21 protein-coding genes are annotated in these 17,079 nt (G+C 57.5%); 15 read left to right on the top strand and 6 right to left on the bottom strand.

What is annotated here, in order from left to right; all coding sequences use genetic code 11:
* Positions 1 to 244: 244 nt before the first annotated feature.
* Positions 245 to 610 (top strand): SPOR domain-containing protein, encoded by a 366-nt coding sequence (locus BFW87_RS00810; protein WP_078738104.1) that lies wholly within the window; start codon positions 245 to 247, stop codon positions 608 to 610.
* A 37-nt stretch (positions 611 to 647) separates the two neighbouring features.
* Here the strand turns inward: BFW87_RS00810 and BFW87_RS00805 are convergent, their stop codons facing one another.
* The 3 genes from BFW87_RS00805 to BFW87_RS00795 all read right to left on the bottom strand — a co-directional run bounded on the left by BFW87_RS00805 (position 648) and on the right by BFW87_RS00795 (position 2,872).
* Complete coding sequence (locus BFW87_RS00805) at positions 648 to 1,337, bottom strand: endonuclease (protein WP_078738103.1); 690 nt, start codon at positions 1,335 to 1,337, stop codon at positions 648 to 650.
* Between the two features lie 4 nt (positions 1,338 to 1,341).
* A complete protein-coding gene (locus BFW87_RS00800; protein WP_176159691.1) occupies positions 1,342 to 1,593 on the bottom strand; it encodes a DUF1654 domain-containing protein in 252 nt (83 codons plus the stop codon).
* Between the two features lie 190 nt (positions 1,594 to 1,783).
* On the bottom strand, positions 1,784 to 2,872 hold the full coding sequence (locus BFW87_RS00795; protein WP_078738101.1) for an asparaginase: 1,089 nt from the start codon (positions 2,870 to 2,872) through the stop codon (positions 1,784 to 1,786).
* Positions 2,873 to 3,435: 563 nt separating this feature from the next.
* Here BFW87_RS00795 and BFW87_RS00790 point away from each other — a divergent pair.
* From BFW87_RS00790 to BFW87_RS00760, 7 genes are read left to right on the top strand one after another with little or no spacing between them, the layout of a single operon-like run.
* Positions 3,436 to 4,395 carry a sugar ABC transporter substrate-binding protein gene (locus BFW87_RS00790; RefSeq protein ID WP_078738100.1) on the top strand — a complete coding sequence of 320 codons (960 nt, stop codon included), beginning with the start codon at positions 3,436 to 3,438 and terminating at the stop codon, positions 4,393 to 4,395.
* Positions 4,396 to 4,452: 57 nt separating this feature from the next.
* Positions 4,453 to 6,006 carry a sugar ABC transporter ATP-binding protein gene (locus BFW87_RS00785; RefSeq protein WP_078738099.1) on the top strand — a complete coding sequence of 518 codons (1,554 nt, stop codon included), beginning with the start codon at positions 4,453 to 4,455 and terminating at the stop codon, positions 6,004 to 6,006.
* Positions 6,003 to 6,980 carry an ABC transporter permease gene (locus BFW87_RS00780; RefSeq protein WP_078738098.1) on the top strand — a complete coding sequence of 326 codons (978 nt, stop codon included), beginning with the start codon at positions 6,003 to 6,005 and terminating at the stop codon, positions 6,978 to 6,980. The genes BFW87_RS00785 and BFW87_RS00780 overlap by 4 nt, the downstream gene beginning before the upstream one ends.
* A 3-nt stretch (positions 6,981 to 6,983) precedes the next feature.
* The gene (locus BFW87_RS00775) at positions 6,984 to 8,006 is read left to right on the top strand and encodes a LacI family DNA-binding transcriptional regulator (protein WP_078738097.1); all 1,023 of its coding nucleotides are present in this window, start codon (positions 6,984 to 6,986) and stop codon (positions 8,004 to 8,006) included.
* 23 nt (positions 8,007 to 8,029) lie between these two features.
* The gene (gene rbsK, locus BFW87_RS00770; protein ID WP_078738096.1) at positions 8,030 to 8,947 is read left to right on the top strand and encodes a ribokinase; all 918 of its coding nucleotides are present in this window, start codon (positions 8,030 to 8,032) and stop codon (positions 8,945 to 8,947) included.
* Complete coding sequence (gene rbsD / locus BFW87_RS00765; RefSeq protein ID WP_078738095.1) at positions 8,944 to 9,348, top strand: D-ribose pyranase; 405 nt, start codon at positions 8,944 to 8,946, stop codon at positions 9,346 to 9,348. Before rbsK ends, rbsD begins: the two co-directional genes overlap by 4 nt.
* Positions 9,349 to 9,374: 26 nt before the next feature.
* On the top strand, positions 9,375 to 10,403 hold the full coding sequence (locus BFW87_RS00760; RefSeq protein ID WP_078738094.1) for a nucleoside hydrolase: 1,029 nt from the start codon (positions 9,375 to 9,377) through the stop codon (positions 10,401 to 10,403).
* 33 nt (positions 10,404 to 10,436) lie between these two features.
* Here BFW87_RS00760 and BFW87_RS00755 read toward each other — a convergent pair whose 3' ends face one another.
* Positions 10,437 to 10,649 carry a hypothetical protein gene (locus BFW87_RS00755; protein WP_078738093.1) on the bottom strand — a complete coding sequence of 71 codons (213 nt, stop codon included), beginning with the start codon at positions 10,647 to 10,649 and terminating at the stop codon, positions 10,437 to 10,439.
* A gap of 155 nt (positions 10,650 to 10,804) precedes the next feature.
* Between BFW87_RS00755 and BFW87_RS00750 the strand changes: the two genes are divergently transcribed.
* Positions 10,805 to 11,113, top strand: a complete 309-nt coding sequence (locus BFW87_RS00750) for a hypothetical protein (protein WP_078738092.1) — start codon at positions 10,805 to 10,807, stop codon at positions 11,111 to 11,113.
* A gap of 143 nt (positions 11,114 to 11,256) precedes the next feature.
* On the top strand, positions 11,257 to 11,577 hold the full coding sequence (locus BFW87_RS00745) for an I78 family peptidase inhibitor (protein WP_078738091.1): 321 nt from the start codon (positions 11,257 to 11,259) through the stop codon (positions 11,575 to 11,577).
* Positions 11,578 to 11,650: 73 nt separating this feature from the next.
* Here the strand turns inward: BFW87_RS00745 and BFW87_RS00740 are convergent, their stop codons facing one another.
* Positions 11,651 to 11,863 (bottom strand): cold-shock protein, encoded by a 213-nt coding sequence (locus BFW87_RS00740; RefSeq protein WP_003234260.1) that lies wholly within the window; start codon positions 11,861 to 11,863, stop codon positions 11,651 to 11,653.
* 292 nt (positions 11,864 to 12,155) lie between these two features.
* Positions 12,156 to 12,467: a hypothetical protein gene (locus BFW87_RS00735; protein WP_078738090.1), complete on the bottom strand. Its 312-nt coding sequence runs from the start codon at positions 12,465 to 12,467 to the stop codon at positions 12,156 to 12,158.
* Positions 12,468 to 12,833: 366 nt separating this feature from the next.
* Here BFW87_RS00735 and thrS point away from each other — a divergent pair, with 366 nt between their 5' ends.
* The 5 genes from thrS (at position 12,834) to pheS (ending at position 17,069) form a co-directional block, all read left to right on the top strand.
* Positions 12,834 to 14,756 carry a threonine--tRNA ligase gene (gene thrS, locus BFW87_RS00730; protein WP_078738089.1) on the top strand — a complete coding sequence of 641 codons (1,923 nt, stop codon included), beginning with the start codon at positions 12,834 to 12,836 and terminating at the stop codon, positions 14,754 to 14,756.
* Positions 14,756 to 15,307, top strand: coding sequence for a translation initiation factor IF-3 (gene infC, locus BFW87_RS00725; protein ID WP_015884933.1), 552 nt, complete (start codon positions 14,756 to 14,758; stop codon positions 15,305 to 15,307). Before thrS ends, infC begins: the two co-directional genes overlap by 1 nt.
* A gap of 59 nt (positions 15,308 to 15,366) precedes the next feature.
* Positions 15,367 to 15,561 (top strand): 50S ribosomal protein L35, encoded by a 195-nt coding sequence (gene rpmI / locus BFW87_RS00720; protein WP_002553160.1) that lies wholly within the window; start codon positions 15,367 to 15,369, stop codon positions 15,559 to 15,561.
* Positions 15,562 to 15,589: 28 nt separating this feature from the next.
* On the top strand, positions 15,590 to 15,946 hold the full coding sequence (gene rplT / locus BFW87_RS00715) for a 50S ribosomal protein L20 (protein WP_003174975.1): 357 nt from the start codon (positions 15,590 to 15,592) through the stop codon (positions 15,944 to 15,946).
* Between the two features lie 106 nt (positions 15,947 to 16,052).
* The gene (gene pheS / locus BFW87_RS00710) at positions 16,053 to 17,069 is read left to right on the top strand and encodes a phenylalanine--tRNA ligase subunit alpha (RefSeq protein WP_065874065.1); all 1,017 of its coding nucleotides are present in this window, start codon (positions 16,053 to 16,055) and stop codon (positions 17,067 to 17,069) included.
* Positions 17,070 to 17,079 lie beyond the last annotated feature (10 nt).

The raw sequence follows: 17,079 nt of genomic DNA, 5'->3' as shown, positions 1-17,079 counted from the left end.
CTTTTAAGGACACATGTTTCAGACAGGGCAGATGTCAGATGTGTGTAGCTTACTGCTAAGCGCTTCCCTGTGACTGCCTCTTTTAGGACGCATAGAGGCGACATTAATTCCCATGGCGGCATCATACAGGTCTGCGATACATCATTCGCATTGTTTAAGCCAACGTTTATGACGGCCAGAATAGACAGTGAATGATAAAGTTGCCTCTTTTCCTTTAAGGAGCAGGGCAGTGCGTAAAGTAGCGATGGCAATTGCGGTGTTGGCATTGGCCGGTTGCGGTGAAGGTAAAAGTGTCTCTACCCCCAAGACCCAGCCTGTCGTGACCGAAAGCCAACCACAAACCGGAGCGATTGCCGCCCAGGAGTGGGACGTCTGGGTCGGTCCGCCGGGCCACAAGTTGCAAGCGATCACCGACCTGACTGCCTGGTTGCTGGAACACGGTTTCAATTTTTATATCGTGAAGGTCGACGGCAAGGATGAGGTCTTTTTGGGGCCGTTCGCCAGCAAGGCAGAGGCTGAGGCCAAGCAGGCACAGTTGAACGAGAAGATGGCTAGGGCCAAGAAAAATGACACCGAATCGGAGGTCGTCGAGCACAAAGCGGCGCAATAAGGGCCGAAGGGGCGGCCTTGCCGCCCGCTGTCAGCTGTCAGCTGCAGGCTTTCAGGTTCACCGGGCCGACAAACTCGTTGCCGCGCCCCATTACACAGGCCACGGTCTGGTTTCGCTGGCGCTCCCAGGCTTGCACCGGATAGGTCTTGTTCCAGGCTTCATACAATTGCCGGTCCTGTTTTGACAGGCGCAGACCGTATTGCTTGCTCATATAGAAATACGTGCGGGCGATCATTCCGCGAATTGACGGGCGGGGCATGACCTTCTTGGCTTTGAAGTCCACTTGAGTCAGGCATGAGCCATATTGCCCACGTTGCACCGGCAGCCAGCCAAAACTGAAGTTGTTACGGTCGCCGTTGACCTCGCCGATGCTGGGCACAAGGTTGTGCAAATCGGCCTCGGCACGCTTGAACACGTCATCCTTGCGTGTGCAGTTCTTGCGCCCGCCATCTTGCCAGCACTGGCGTTGATGCCCGATCTGCCAGGCTGGAACGATATGTTCCCATTCAACGCGCGCGGCGCGGCTGGCATTCTTTCGCGCAATGTAGCCGCAGGATTTGAGGTCCACACGGTTACCGGTGTACTTGCAGCCACAGTAAAACTCGGTGGATTGCGGGGCGTAGAGCTTCCAGGCGATTTTCTTGGCCTCGCTGAACGTGCGAGGTGCCTGGGCCTGGGCGGCGGCGGCAAAAAACAGACACAACACAGCAATAAAGCGGGCACTCATTGAATCAATCTTCCTTCGGCACAACCCAGAAAATCTGCACGCCACCATCGTCCCGGTAGGCGAGGGTCACGTTGTCATTCTCGGCAATTTCTTCCAGCAAGCGTGCCCATTCATCCTCCGGCTCATCCGGCAGACGGAAGATCAAAGCCGCCTTGGCTTTCTGGGCATTAGTGGAATTGATGATTTTCTGCACGCGAATGGCGAGACGTTCGTAGGCATCAGGTGCGGTGGTTGCTGCAGAAGAGGACTTTGCCACGGAGTATTCCTTGGTTTGCTGTACGTGCATACAGTATTTAACTGTGAGCCATTTCGCAACTGCTTAAACTTCAAGAAGTTCGTCTGACAGCATTTAAGGAGTATTTGTGTAGGACGGGGAGTTGAATCGTGGGGCGTCGGCGGGAAGTAGAGGCGGGCAGAACCCGCCTCTACAGAGGTGTCACCAGAAATCAGTATTCCCAGAACATCCGTTGCAGCTCTTTGCTGTCCTGGGTCTTGGTCAAGGCAACCATGGCCAGGATCCGCGCTTTCTGCGGGTTCAGGTCGTGTGCGACAACCCAGTCGTACTTGTCGTCAGGCTGCTCGGCATTGCGCAGAACGAAGCCACCGGCATTTACGTGGGAAGAGCGGATGATCTGCACGCCTTGCTTGCGCAGCTCTTGCAGTGCCGGGACCACCTTGGAAGACACCGAGCCATTGCCGGTACCCGCATGGATGATCGCTTTGGCGCCAGCCTGGGCCAGGGCTTTGACGGCCGTGTCGCTCACGTTGCCGTAGCCGTAGGCAATTTCCACGTCCGGCAGGCTCTTGATGGTCTTGATGTCGAATTCCGAGTCCATGGTGTGGCGTTTGGCAGGCAGGCGGAACCAATAGGATTTGCCTTCAACGACCATGCCCAATGGACCCCATGGGCTCTTGAACGCTTCGGTCTTGATGTTGATCATCTTGCTGACGTCGCGACCCGACTGGATCTCGTCGTTCATGGTGACCAGCACGCCCTTGCCGCGAGCATCTTTGCTGCCGGCGACGGCCACGGCGTTGTACAGGTTGAGCATGCCATCTGCCGACATCGCAGTACCCGGGCGCATCGAACCGACGACCACGATTGGCTTGTCGGTTTTTTCCACCAGGTTCAGGAAGTAGGCGGTTTCTTCCAGGGTGTCGGTACCGTGGGTGATCACGATGCCGTCCACGTCTTTGCTGTCGGCCAGTTCGGCCACACGGCGACCCAGTTGCAGCAGGTTTTCATTGTTGATGCTTTCGGATGCAATTTGCATCACTTGCTCGCCGCGCACATTGGCAATCTGGCTAAGCTCAGGAACACCGGCAATCAATTGCTCAATGCCAACCTTGGCCGCCTGGTATGTGGCGCTGTTGGCAGCACTGGCGCCTGCACCGGCAATGGTGCCGCCCGTGGCGAGAATCACCACGTTGGAGAGTTTGGGTTTTGTTTCAACTGCCGACGCCTGGGCGGCGACGGGGAACAGCAGCAGGAGGGCGAGGGCGCCCGGAACAAAGGACTTCAATGCAGATTTCATTATTTTTCTCTCTGGTTTTTGATGAGTGCGGTAGCAGGTTCATCTAGAACACCCGGGCGGTTTGAATGCCACGAGGTGCTGAGAAAGAGCAGGATTTGTACCAACCCCATCGTGGTCGACTATATAAATTAAGGTATTGATTTAAAACGACTTGTGTTGGGTTTATGGATTGGTTGGGCAGGCCGCTGTCCGGCTTTCCGAACGGTCGACAGCGTTGCGTTCGGTTGCCCGAAAACTATGATGGAATGTCGATGGGATGTGTATGACGCAGATGCCACAGCCTGTCGTTTTAGAGAACGATCAAGCGTGGGCAATGTTTAATCGTTTCAGCTGTATGGCCGTGGCGGCTGAAGTTGGAGGGGCTTGATGAAAGGTGTTTTTCTATCGTTGACAAATCCCCGCAAGGTTCTCATAGTTTGGCTAACGCAAACGTTTGCGAGTTGTTTCACGAAACGCTCCTGGCGCTTCGTGAATGCTCGTATCAGCCACCCGGGTGGGAAGGCTGCCGAAGCGTTCTTCGGTGCAAGCGTTGCTCACAATAATCATAAGATCGGAGTGAACCCATGAAGCTGCCATTTGCCGGACGTCTTCTTGCTGTCGCTGTGCTTGCTGCCGCATCCGCTGCCCTGCCTCTCTCCTCTGCATTTGCCGATGACGCTGCCGCCAAACCCAAGGTCGGCCTGGTCATGAAATCCCTCGCCAACGAATTTTTCGTCACCATGCAAGACGGTGCCAAGGCTTATCAGAAAGAACACGCCGCCGATTTCGACATGATCACCAACGGGATCAAGAACGAAACCGATACCAGCGCGCAGATTGATATCGTCAACCAGATGATTTTGGCCAAGGTCAACGCCATCGTGATCGCACCTGCCGACTCCAAGGCGCTGGTTACCGTGCTGAAGAAAGCCTCGGATGCCGGCATCAAAGTCGTCAACATCGACAACCGCCTTGATGTGGATGTGCTGAAAAGCAAAAACCTCGATATTCCGTTTGTAGGCCCGGACAACCGCAAAGGCTCCAAGCTGGTCGGTGACTATCTGGCCAAACAACTGACCTCGGGTGACAAGGTCGGGATCATCGAAGGTGTGCCCACCACCACCAATGCCCAGCAACGCACTGCAGGCTACAAAGATGCGATGGACGCTGCCGGCATGAAGATCGTCTCCACCCAATCCGGGAACTGGGAAATTGACCAGGGCCAGAAAGTGGCTTCCGCGATGCTCAGCGAATACCCGGACATCAAGGCGCTGTTGGCCGGTAACGACAACATGGCTCTTGGCGCAGTTTCCGCCGTACGTGCGGCAGGCAAGGCCGGCAAAGTACTGGTTGTAGGCTACGACAACATCGAGGCCATCAAGCCGATGCTGCAAGACGGCCGCGTGCTGGCCACTGCCGACCAGGCTGCTGCTCAGCAAGCCGTGTTCGGTATCCAGAACGCGCTCAAGCTGGTCAAGGGTGAGAAAGTCGATGCCAAAGATGGCGTGATCGAAACCCCGGTCGAACTCGTCCTCAAGAAGTAATCCTGGCAGCACCCAACAGCGCCCGCTCGTCCTGAGCGGGCGCCTGGAGATTTTCCTATGTCATCTTCCGCCCCGAACGCTGTCCTCTCGGTCAGCGGTATCGGCAAGACCTATGCCCAGCCGGTTCTGTCCGACATCACCCTGACGCTCAATCGCGGGGAAGTGCTGGCGCTGACCGGTGAGAACGGCGCGGGTAAAAGCACCCTGTCGAAAATTATCGGTGGGCTGGTTACGCCGACCACCGGGCACATGCAATTCAATGGTCAGGAATACCGCCCCGGCAGCCGCACCCAGGCTGAAGGGCTGGGCGTGCGCATGGTCATGCAGGAACTTAACCTGCTGCCGACCCTGACCGTGGCTGAAAACCTGTTCCTGGATAACTTGCCCAGCAAATGTGGCTGGATCAGCCGCAAGCAACTGCGCAAAGCCGCGATCGAAGCCATGGCCCACGTCGGCCTGGAGGCGATCGACCCGGACACCCTGGTCGGCAGCCTCGGCATCGGCCATCAACAGATGGTTGAAATTGCCCGCAACCTGATCGGCGATTGCCATGTGCTGATCCTCGACGAACCCACGGCCATGCTCACGGCCCGTGAAGTCGAGATGCTGTTTGAACAAATCACCCGCCTGCAGGCCCGGGGCGTGGCGATCATTTATATTTCTCACCGGCTCGAAGAACTGGCCCGTGTCGCCCAGCGCATTGCGGTGCTGCGCGACGGCAAGCTGGTGTGCGTCGAGCCGATGGCCAACTACAACAGCGAGCAACTGGTCACCTTGATGGTCGGTCGCGAGTTGGGTGAAAAGATTGATCTGGGCCCGCGCAGCATTGGCGGCCCCGCCTTGACGGTGAAAGGGCTGACCCGTTCGGACAAAGTCCGCGACGTTTCCTTTGAAGTGCGGGCCGGCGAGATCTACGGTATTTCCGGCCTGATCGGTGCGGGCCGTACTGAATTGCTGCGCCTGATTTTCGGCGCCGATATTGCCGACAGCGGCACCGTGGCGCTTGGCTCGCCGGCTCAGGTGGTGAGCATTCGTTCGCCGGTTGACGCAGTCGGCCATGGCATTGCCTTGATCACTGAAGACCGCAAAGGCGAAGGCCTGCTGCTGACCCAATCCATCAGCGCCAACATCGCCCTGGGAAACATGCCGAAAATCTCGGGCGGCGGCGTGGTCAACAGCCGCGAAGAAACCGCCCTGGCCAAGCGCCAGGTCGACGCCATGCGTATCCGCAGTTCCAGCCCGGCGCAACTGGTCTCCGAGCTGTCCGGCGGCAACCAGCAGAAAGTCGTGATCGGCCGTTGGCTGGAGCGCGACTGCGCGGTGATGTTGTTTGATGAACCGACCCGGGGCATCGACGTCGGCGCCAAGTTCGACATTTATGCCTTGCTCGGCGAACTGACTCGCCAGGGCAAAGCGCTGGTGGTGGTGTCCAGTGACCTGCGTGAGCTGATGCTGATCTGTGATCGCATCGGCGTGTTGTCCGCCGGTCGCTTGATCGAGACTTTCGAGCGCGACAGCTGGACCCAGGACGAATTGCTCGCCGCCGCGTTTGCCGGCTATCAGAAACGTGATGCGCTGCTCAACGATGCAGTGCTTAGGGAAACCTCATGAAAACCACACATTCCCCCGGTAAAACTGGCGGCAATTTCTACGGCCTGGGCACCTATCTGGGGCTGGCCGGTGCCTTGCTGGCGATGATTGCGCTGTTCTCGGTCTTGAGTGACCACTTCCTGTCGTACGACACCTTCAGCACCCTGGCCAACCAGATCCCGGACCTGATGGTGCTGGCAGTGGGCATGACCTTCATCCTGATCATCGGCGGGATCGACCTGTCGGTGGGCTCGGTGATGGCTTTGGCGGCGTCGGCGGTGAGTGTGGCCATTCTTGGCTGGGGCTGGAGCGTGTTGCCCGCCGCGTTGCTGGGCATGGGCTGTGCGGCATTGGCCGGTACCATCACCGGTTCGATCACCGTGGCGTGGCGCATTCCGTCGTTTATCGTGTCCCTTGGCGTGCTGGAAATGGCCCGCGGCGTGGCGTACCAGATGACCGGTTCGCGCACCGCCTATATCGGCGACTCCTTTGCCTGGCTGTCCAACCCGGTGGCGTTCGGTATTTCGCCATCCTTCATCATTGCCTTGTTGGTGATCATTGCCGCGCAACTGGTGTTGACCCGTACCGTGTTTGGTCGTTACCTGATCGGTATCGGTACCAATGAAGAAGCGGTGCGCCTGGCCGGGATCAACCCCAAGCCCTACAAAATCCTGGTGTTCAGCCTGATGGGCCTGTTGGCTGGTGTGGCGGCGCTGTTCCAGATTTCGCGCCTGGAAGCGGCGGACCCGAATGCCGGCTCCGGGCTGGAGCTGCAGGTAATCGCCGCTGTGGTGATCGGCGGCACCAGCTTGATGGGTGGGCGTGGCTCGGTCATCAGCACCTTCTTTGGCGTGTTGATTATTTCGGTATTGGCCGCCGGCCTTGCGCAGATCGGTGCCACGGAACCCACCAAACGCATCATTACCGGTGCCGTGATCGTAATTGCCGTGGTCCTCGACACCTACCGCAGCCAGCGCGCCAGTCGGCGGGGCTGAACCATGGCAACGATCAAGGATGTGGCCGCGCTTGCAGGCATTTCCTACACCACTGTGTCCCACGTGGTGAACAAGACGCGCCCGGTCAGCGAGCCTGTACGGATCAAGGTTGAAGCCGCGATCAAGCAGTTGGACTACGTGCCGAGCGCGGTTGCGCGCTCGCTCAAGGCCAAGACCACCGCGACCATCGGGCTGCTGGTGCCCAATAGCCTTAACCCGTATTTTGCGGAGCTGGCGCGGGGCATCGAGGATTACTGCGAGCGAAACGGTTACTGCGTGATCCTCTGCAATTCCGATGACAACGCTGAGAAGCAGCGCAGCTACCTGCGTGTGTTGCTGGAGAAGCGCATCGACGGCTTGATCGTTACCTCTGTCGGCGGCGATGACAGTGGCCTTGCCGCAGGGTTGAGCGCGGTGCGCACACCCATGGTTATTGTCGACCGCGCACTGGACGGCATCGATGTCGACCTGGTGCGTATCGATCACGAGGAGGGCGCTTACCTGGCGACCCGCCATTTGCTCGAACTCGGCCACCGGGACATCGCCTGCATTGGCGGCCCTGGCCACACCCGCGTGGCACAAATGCGTCTGGCAGGTTATCAGCGTGCATTGCGTGAAGCGGGCGTTGAGGTGATGGTTAACCGCACCGAAGAGAGCGATTTCACCAGCACCGGCGGGTACGCCGCCGCGGTAAAATTGCTCGCGGACAACCCGCCCAGCGCGATTTTTGCCAGCAACGACATGATTGGTTTCGGCGTGTTACGCGCTGCGGCAGAGCGCAATATCCGTGTCCCTGGTGAACTGTCGGTGATCGGTTTTGATGACATTCAGATGGGCCGTTACGTATACCCCGCACTGACCACGGTCGGGCAATCGATCGTGCAACTGGGTGAAACAGCGGCCGAGCTTTTATTGCGACGAATTGCGACACCCCAACTGCCGATCGATCAACGCATCGTGACGCCGAGCATTGTATTGCGTGAATCCACGGCGCCGTTTGCCGGTGTATTCGCCCAGTACCGCTGAACCGAATTGATGAGTACTGATGTATGCCAGCAAAAGTAGTGGTAGTAGGCAGCTTGAACATGGACCTGGTCACCCGCGCCAGCCGCTTGCCGCGTGCCGGTGAAACCCTGATCGGCCAAACGTTCTCCACCGTTCCCGGTGGCAAGGGCGCCAACCAGGCGGTGGCGTCGGCGCGTCTTGGGGCTGAGGTGGCGATGATCGGTTGCGTCGGCAGCGACGCTTACGGCACTCAATTGCGCGATGCGTTGCTGGTGGAAGGCATCGATTGCCAGGCCGTCAGCAGCGTGGACGGCTCCAGTGGCGTGGCGCTGATCGTCGTGGATGACAGCAGCCAGAATGCGATCGTGATCGTGGCCGGCAGCAACGGCGAATTGACCCCCGCTTCGCTACAGGCGGTCGATGCGGTATTGCAGGCCGCCGACGTGATCATCTGCCAGTTGGAAGTGCCGATGGACACCGTTGGTCATGCCCTCAAGCGCGGTCGCGAACTCGGCAAGACGGTCATCCTGAACCCGGCGCCCGCCAGCGGACCCTTGCCGCCCGAATGGTACGCCTCGGTCGATTACCTGATTCCCAACGAAAGCGAGGCCACGGCCTTGAGCGGTGTGACGGTCGACTCCCTCGACAGTGCCAAGGTTGCTGCGACTCAACTGATCAAGGCCGGTGCAGGCAAGGTCATTATTACTCTGGGCTCACAAGGCGCGTTGTTTGCCGACGGTAAAGGCTTTGAGCATCTGGTCGCACCCAAGGTCAAGGCGGTGGACACCACCGCCGCCGGCGACACCTTTGTCGGCGGCTTTGCCGCAGCACTGGCCAATGGCAAAAGCGAGGGTGAGGCCATCCGGTTTGGTCAGGTCGCAGCCGCATTGTCGGTGACCCGCGCTGGCGCGCAACCCTCTATTCCTACGCTGCACGACGTTCAAGGTTTTGTGCCCTCATGAAAAAGACACCTCTGCTCAATATCGCCCTCTCGCGCGTGATCGCATCCTTGGGTCACGGTGACATCCTGGTTATTGGCGATGCCGGCCTGCCGGTCCCGCCGGGTGTGGAGCTGATCGACCTGGCGCTGACCCAGGGCATCCCGGATTTCATCAGCACTCTGCGCATTGTGCTCAGCGAGATGCAGGTAGAAAGCCACGTGCTGGCGGAAGAAATCCTGCTCAAGCAGCCGCCGGCACTGACAGACCTCAACACCCTGACTGAACAGGCGGCGTTGGGCGAGCGCCGCCTGGTCAGCCACGACGAGTTCAAACAACTGAGCCGCAAGGCTCGTGCTGTTGTTCGTACTGGCGAATGCCAGCCTTACTGCAATATCGCACTGGTATCCGGCGTCACGTTCTAGTGTTTCCCCACGACAAGGAGTGTTACATGCAACATGGTCTTCCAACCCTGAAAAACCTGTTTCGGAGTGTCCTGCTTTTGTCCGCTCTCACCGCAGCCAGCGCCCACGCGGCGGAAAAAATCGATCTGATCATCGACACCGACCCGGGCGCCGATGACGTGGTGGCTTTGCTGTTTGCGATGGCTTCCCCCGAGGAACTGAGCATTCGTGCGCTGACCACCGTCGCCGGTAACGTGCGTCTCGACAAAACCTCCCGCAACGCGCGCCTGGCGCGCGAGTGGGCAGGGCGCGAGGACATCCCGGTATACGCCGGAGCGCCCAAACCGCTGCTGCGCACACCGATCTACGCTGAAAATATTCACGGCAAGGAAGGTATTTCCGGTGTGACCGTGCACGAGCCGAAAAAAGGCCTGGCCGAAGGCAATGCCGTTGACTACCTGATCAAGACCCTGAGCACCGCCAAGCCGCACAGCATCACCATCGCCATGCTCGGCCCGCAAACCAACCTCGCCTTGGCGTTGACCCAAGCACCGGAAATCACCCAGGGCATCAAGGAAGTAGTGGTGATGGGGGGGGCGCACTTCAATGGCGGCAACATCACGCCGGTGGCCGAATTCAACCTGTTTGCCGACCCGGCAGCGGCTGAGATTGTGCTCAAAAGTGGCGTGAAGCTGACGTACCTGCCGCTGGACGTGACTCACAAAGTCCTGACCAGCGAAGCGCGCCTCAAGAAGATCGCTGACCTGAATAACAATGCGAGCAAGGTTGTCAGCAGTATTCTCAACGAATACGTCAAAGGCGATATGGAGCACTACGGCATCCCGGGTGGCCCGGTTCACGACGCCACCGTGGTTGCCTATCTGCTCAAACCCGAGCTGTTCAGCGGCCGCGAAGTAAACGTGGTGGTGGACAGCCGTGAAGGCCCAACCTTCGGCCAGACCATCGTCGATTGGTACGATGGCCTGAAGCAGCCGAAGAATGCATTTTGGGTTGAAAACGGCAACGCTCAGGGCTTCTTCGATCTGCTGACCGAGCGCCTGGCACGTCTGAAGTAATGTGTTTGCCGGTCGGCGCTCGCCGGCCGGATCTTATTCGCGCTCGGGGTTGTGTGCCCCCATGTGGTCGGCCGGGTATTTTTCGAATACCTGGCCGATGAACGCCTGCGCAGCCTTGGTGCCCAGTTCTTTGACCAGCAGGTCGATACCAATGATTGCCAGTTCTTCCGGGCTTCCGGGGCTGTAAGAGCTTTGCCCTTGGGGCCACTTGGCTTTGATGTCGGCTTGCAGGGTTACGGTGGTCATGGGTGTCTCGCGAACTTGGATGACGGGGCAATGCGCTAAAACGCGGTTATTACCCGGGCAGTTAACCATTTCGCGCGGCGTTTGGCACTGCTACTTAGGCATGACGGGAGCGCTGTGCGACACTGTTGTTCTGTCTAATTGCCGGGAAATGCTGCGTGCAGATCGATTTGAACAACCCTGAAAACCTGACCCTTGCTGCAGTGCGTCAGCTCATCGCCAGTGCCAGTGACGATGAGCATACCCAGCTGCGCGTGACAAAAGCCGGCATCGCCTACATTTCCTCCGGCAACGTTGTGGGTGGCGTGGAGATCGACGGGCTGCTGTTTCGCCTGGAAACCTGGGCCAAGGGTTCCGGTTATGTCGGGAACGTAGCGGCGAGCGACGAGGTGTGGGTAACCCAGATTTTCAACGCCCTGAAACAGAACTGGCCACAGCCGCCGTTCGATTACATCGACATCTACTGAGTGCGTTCATATCTGGTCACGATTGACCGGACGAATGCCGCTTGAGAGTCAGGCAGACTTGCCCTGCGCGGTTTACGTCTTGAAACCAATCCTGCATACCGCTGTCGCACGATCTCTGTCCATTTTTTATCATAGGAGGCTTCATGCCTTGGAAGCTCGCATCATTCGGTACTTTGTTGGCAGCACTCGCGTTGGCGGGTTGCAGCACCCCGGGTGCCTCTGTGCCAGCTAAAGACGCCGTCGTGACCGAAGCCGGCAGTGGCCGCTGTGAGTCAAAGGCTGCCGAGTTCGCAGTCGGTCAAACAGCCTCGCCCCAGTTGCTGGAGCAGGCGCGTACCCGTTCTGGTGCGCAGAATGCACGCATTCTAAAGCCCAATGACATGGTCACCCTCGAATACCGATCCGACCGTTTGAACCTGAACACCGACGATAAATTGGTGATAACGCGGGTTAACTGCGGCTAAGCTCCCTCGGCTTTTGCAGCGCCCATAAAAAACCCCGTCACATGGACGGGGTTTTTTTTGGCTCAGCAGAGAATTACTCGCCGCGAACCTGTGCAGCTTGCATACCCTTTTGGCCTTTCTCAGCCACGAAGGAAACGGTTTGGCCTTCTTTCAGGCTTTTGAAACCGTCGCTTTCGATAGCTTTGAAGTGTACGAACAGGTCGTCACCGCCACCTTGAGGAGTGATGAAGCCGAAGCCTTTTTCATCGTTGAACCATTTAACGGTGCCGGTTTGGCGATTAGACATGGTGTATCTCCAAGAAACATATATTTTCAGTAGTGCTGTGCTGCTCAGGCCAACTGGGCACACCGGGCTATCATAGTCGAAATGTTCGGCTTGGGAGCCCCCCCAAGGCATTGTTTGCTAATCAATAGCGTTGCGTTTGGTGCTGTGGTCGGCTGAAAGCCCCGATCTACGGGGCTTTGACTCGAAATATCAGCTGTTAAAAAAAGCCGTAAAAGCTGCGTAATTTGTGAGAAATGGCAGTTTTAGGGGCGTTTTTTCAACAAAACGATCGTCTGAACAGGGTTTGGTCCGACTATTTTTTCACGACCTTGCAGGACGAAATTGCCGCGACCGCCTTGTTTTTGAGGTCTTGGCTGGCGTTCTGATTGGTCATGAGCTCTTTGATTTCGGCGGTGCTCAATTCGGCATTGATCTTGTCTGCGCCACATTCGCAATGATCTTTGGCGGTTTTGGCGTCAACGCTCTGCTGAGCGGCCGAGCTGCAGTCTTTGACGAAGCTGTCGCGAGCACCGGCTGGCCAGTTCGACGGGGCGGCTGCCTGGGCGCCGAGGGACAAGAAAGCCAGGGAAGCGGCGAGAGCGAGGGTCGAGGTAAAACGCATCATGTGGATGCTCCTTTGGGTCGAGGACGAACGGCGATTCTCAGTGGGTTTGAGGCTTGGCGTACAGCCCAAGTTCACTTTTGCAGCCATAAACGCTGGAATTTGTATTTCGTAAGGCGGCGCCGGCGCGATGACCGTTCATCTGTGCTAGCATCGTGCGCTTGGCTATTTCCAGGCGTGCCATTTGCCGCCTTGCCATGTTCTTTTTAGCTCACTCCAGTCACTCTGGTTCGATTATCGGTTGGCCGAAAGGCTCCTGCCGCTGTAAGGCAGGCGTTCATCACTGAACGGCCTGGTATTGGATCTTGTACTGGCTCATCCCAACCCACGTGACCTTTGGTAGGGGTCACCACTAGGAGAGGAGGCGCCATGCCAACTATTACTCTTCCCGACGGCAGTCAACGTTCATTCGATCATTCGGTTTCCGTAGCCGAGGTCGCCGCATCCATTGGTGCCGGCCTGGCCAAAGCCACCGTGGCCGGCAAGGTCGACGGCAAGCTGGTTGACGCCAGCGACCTGATCACCAGCGATGCCAGCCTGCAAATCATCACGCCAAAAGATCAAGAGGGGTTGGAGATCATTCGCCACTCTTGCGCGCATTTGATTGGCCACGCGGTCAAGCAACTGTACCCAACCGCGAAAATGGTGATCGGCCCGGTCATTGACGAAGGCTTCTATTACGATATCGCTTACGAGCGTCCTTTCACTCCGGACGACCTGGCGGCTATCGAACAGCGCATGCACGCGCTGATCGAAAAAGATTACGACGTGATTAAAAAGGTCACGCCGCGTGCCGAAGTGATCGAAGTGTTCACCGCTCGTGGCGAGGACTACAAGCTGCGTCTGGTGGAAGACATGCCGGACGAGCAGGCCATGGGCCTGTACTACCACGAAGAATATGTCGACATGTGCCGTGGCCCGCACGTGCCGAACACACGCTTCCTCAAGTCGTTCAAGCTGACCAAACTGTCCGGTGCCTACTGGCGCGGTGATGCAAAGAACGAGCAACTGCAGCGGATCTACGGCACGGCCTGGGCTGACAAGAAGCAGCTGGCCGCCTACATCCAGCGCATCGAAGAAGCTGAAAAGCGCGACCACCGCAAGATCGGCAAACGCCTGAACCTGTTTCACCTCCAGGAAGAAGCGCCGGGCATGGTGTTCTGGCACCCGAACGGCTGGACCCTGTATCAAGTGCTCGAGCAGTACATGCGCAAGGTTCAGCGCGACAACGGTTACCTGGAGATCAAAACTCCACAAGTCGTTGACCGCAGCCTGTGGGAGAAATCCGGGCACTGGGCCAACTACGCCGACAACATGTTCACCACTCAGTCGGAAAACCGCGACTACGCCATCAAGCCGATGAACTGCCCGTGCCACGTGCAGGTGTTCAATCAGGGCTTGAAGAGCTACCGCGAGTTGCCGCTGCGCCTGGCCGAATTCGGTGCCTGCCACCGTAACGAGCCGTCGGGTGCACTGCACGGCATCATGCGCGTGCGTGGCTTCACTCAAGACGACGCCCACATCTTCTGCACCGAAGAGCAGATGCAGGCTGAATCCGCTGCGTTCATCAAGCTGACCATGGACGTTTATCGCGATTTCGGCTTTACCGAAGTCGAAATGAAGCTGTCCACTCGTCCGGAAAAACGCGTCGGCTCCGACGAGTTGTGGGATCGCGCCGAGTCCGCACTGGCCGCAGCACTCGACAGCGCGGGCCTTGCGTATGATCTGCAGCCGGGGGAGGGCGCGTTCTACGGTCCGAAGATCGAGTTCTCGCTGAAAGATTGCCTTGGCCGCGTCTGGCAGTGTGGTACCCTGCAGCTCGATTTTAACCTGCCGATCCGTTTGGGAGCCGAATACGTCTCCGAAGACAACAGCCGTAAACACCCGGTTATGCTGCACCGGGCGATTCTTGGCTCGTTCGAACGGTTCGTCGGGATCCTGATCGAGCACTACGAGGGTGCGTTCCCTGCGTGGCTGGCTCCGACCCAGGCAGTGATCATGAATATCACTGATAAACAGGCAGATTTTGCCGCTGAAGTTGAAAAAACTCTCAACGAAAGCGGGTTTCGTGCCAAGTCCGACTTGAGAAATGAAAAGATCGGCTTTAAAATCCGCGAGCATACTTTGCTCAAGGTTCCCTATCTTTTGGTTATCGGAGATCGGGAAGTCGAGATGCAGACTGTCGCTGTGCGTACTCGTGAAGGTGCTGACCTGGGCTCGATGCCCGTCGCCCAGTTCGCTGAGTTCCTCGCGCAAGCGGTTTCCCGGCGTGGTCGCCCAGATTCGGAGTAATTATTATTAAGCGTGAAATGAGACAAGATAAACGAGCTGCACCGAAAGCCCCGATCAACGAGAATATCTCGGCACGCGAGGTTCGGTTAATTGGCGCTGACGGCGAGCAGATTGGCATCGTCTCGATTGATGAAGCGCTTCGTATTGCTGAAGAGTCCAAATTGGACCTGGTGGAAATTTCTGCCGATGCAATCCCACCTGTTTGCCGGGTGATGGACTACGGCAAATCGATCTTCGAAAAGAAGAAACAGGTTGCTGCAGCGAAGAAGAACCAGAAGCAGATTCAAGTAAAAGAAATCAAGTTTCGTCCAGGGACGGAGGAAGGGGATTACCAGGTAAAACTGCGCAACCTGGTACGTTTCCTGAGTGATGGGGACAGGGCCAAGGTATCCTTGCGATTCCGCGGCCGTGAGATGGCGCATCAGGAGCTGGGGATGGAACTCCTCAAGCGGGTTGAAGCTGACCTGCTCGAGTACGGTTCGGTCGAACAGCATCCTAAGATGGAAGGACGCCAGCTTATTATGGTCATCGCCCCGAAAAAGAAGAAGTAATCAATAGGGCACGGCAGGCCTTCTGATTATGTTTATCAACTGAATGCGGAGTACCGAACATGCCAAAGATGAAAACTAAAAGTGGTGCTGCTAAGCGGTTTCTGAAAACTGCTAACGGTATCAAGCACAAGCACGCTTTCAAGAGCCACATTCTGACCAAAATGTCGACCAAGCGTAAGCGTCAACTGCGCGGTAGCAGCTTGCTGCATCCGTCTGACGTGGCAAAAGTCGAGCGCATGCTGCGCCTTCGTTAATTTTAGTCAAGAATAGAGGAAGTAACTCATGGCTCGTGTAAAGCGTGGCGTCATTGCCCGTAAACGTCACAAAAAAATTCTGAAACTTGCTAAAGGCTACTACGGCGCGCGTTCACGCGTATTCCGTGTTGCCAAGCAAGCGGTAATCAAGGCTGGCCAATACGCCTACCGCGACCGTCGTCAGAAAAAACGTCAGTTCCGCGCTCTGTGGATCGCTCGTATCAACGCCGGTGCACGTGTTAACGGTCTGTCCTACAGCCGTTTCATCGCTGGCCTGAAAAAAGCGTCCATCGAAATCGACCGTAAGGTCCTGGCTGAACTGGCCGTGAACGAAAAAGCGGTGTTTGCTGCGATTGTCGAGAAAGCTAAAGCCACCTTGGCTTAAGTACCCCCGACAGTCATCTTGAGCTGCTGCAGCCCAAGGTGGTAAACGTCTTAAATAGGGGAAGAGCCTTCAAGCTCTTCCCCTATTTTGTATCTGGAGTCTGTACATGGAAAACCTGGACGCGCTCGTCGCTCAAGCTCTTGAGGCCGTGCAAAGCGCTGAAGATATCAATGCCCTGGAGCAAATCCGGGTTCACTACCTTGGCAAAAAGGGTGAATTGACTCAGGTGATGAAGACCCTGGGGAATTTGCCGGCTGAAGAGCGTCCGCAAGTCGGTGCGCTGATCAACGTCGCCAAGGAGCGTGTCACAGAGGTTCTCAATGCGCGCAAGGCGTCGCTCGAGGAGGCTGATCTTGCGGCCAAGCTCGCCGCCGAGTCCATTGACGTAACCCTGCCTGGCCGTGGCCAGACCTCGGGCGGCCTGCATCCGATAACCCGGACTCTGGAACGCATCGAGCAGTTCTTCACCCATATCGGCTACGGCATCGCCGAAGGCCCTGAGGTTGAAGACGATTACCACAACTTTGAGGCGCTCAACATCCCAGGCCATCACCCGGCCCGGTCGATGCACGACACCTTCTATTTCAACGCGAACATGCTGTTGCGCACCCATACCTCGCCGGTACAGGTCCGCACCATGGAAGCGAACAAGCCGCCGATCCGCATCGTCTGCCCAGGCCGTGTGTACCGTAGCGACTCGGATATCACCCACTCGCCGATGTTCCACCAGGTCGAAGGCCTGCTGGTTGATCGCGACATCAATTTCGCCGACCTCAAGGGCACCATCGAAGAGTTCCTTCGCGTGTTCTTCGAGAAAGAGCTGGCGGTGCGTTTCCGTCCATCGTTCTTCCCGTTCACCGAGCCTTCAGCTGAAGTCGACATGGAATGCGTGATGTGCAGCGGCAAAGGCTGCCGTGTCTGCAAACAGACCGGCTGGCTGGAAGTGATGGGCTGCGGCATGGTTCACCCCAACGTGCTGCGCATGTCCGGGATCGACCCGGAAGAGTTCTCGGGCTTTGCCTTCGGCATGGGCGTTGAGCGTCTGGCCATGCTGCGTTACGGCGTGAACGACTTGCGTCTGTTCTTCGACAACGACTTGCGGTTCCTCGCGCAATTTCGCTAGTCGTAACGAA

The sequence above is a fragment of the Pseudomonas fluorescens genome (genome assembly GCF_002022275.1).
GTDB classification, from domain to species: domain Bacteria; phylum Pseudomonadota; class Gammaproteobacteria; order Pseudomonadales; family Pseudomonadaceae; genus Aquipseudomonas; species Aquipseudomonas fluorescens_AJ.
This window is presented reverse-complemented; position numbering and strand designations above follow the sequence as displayed.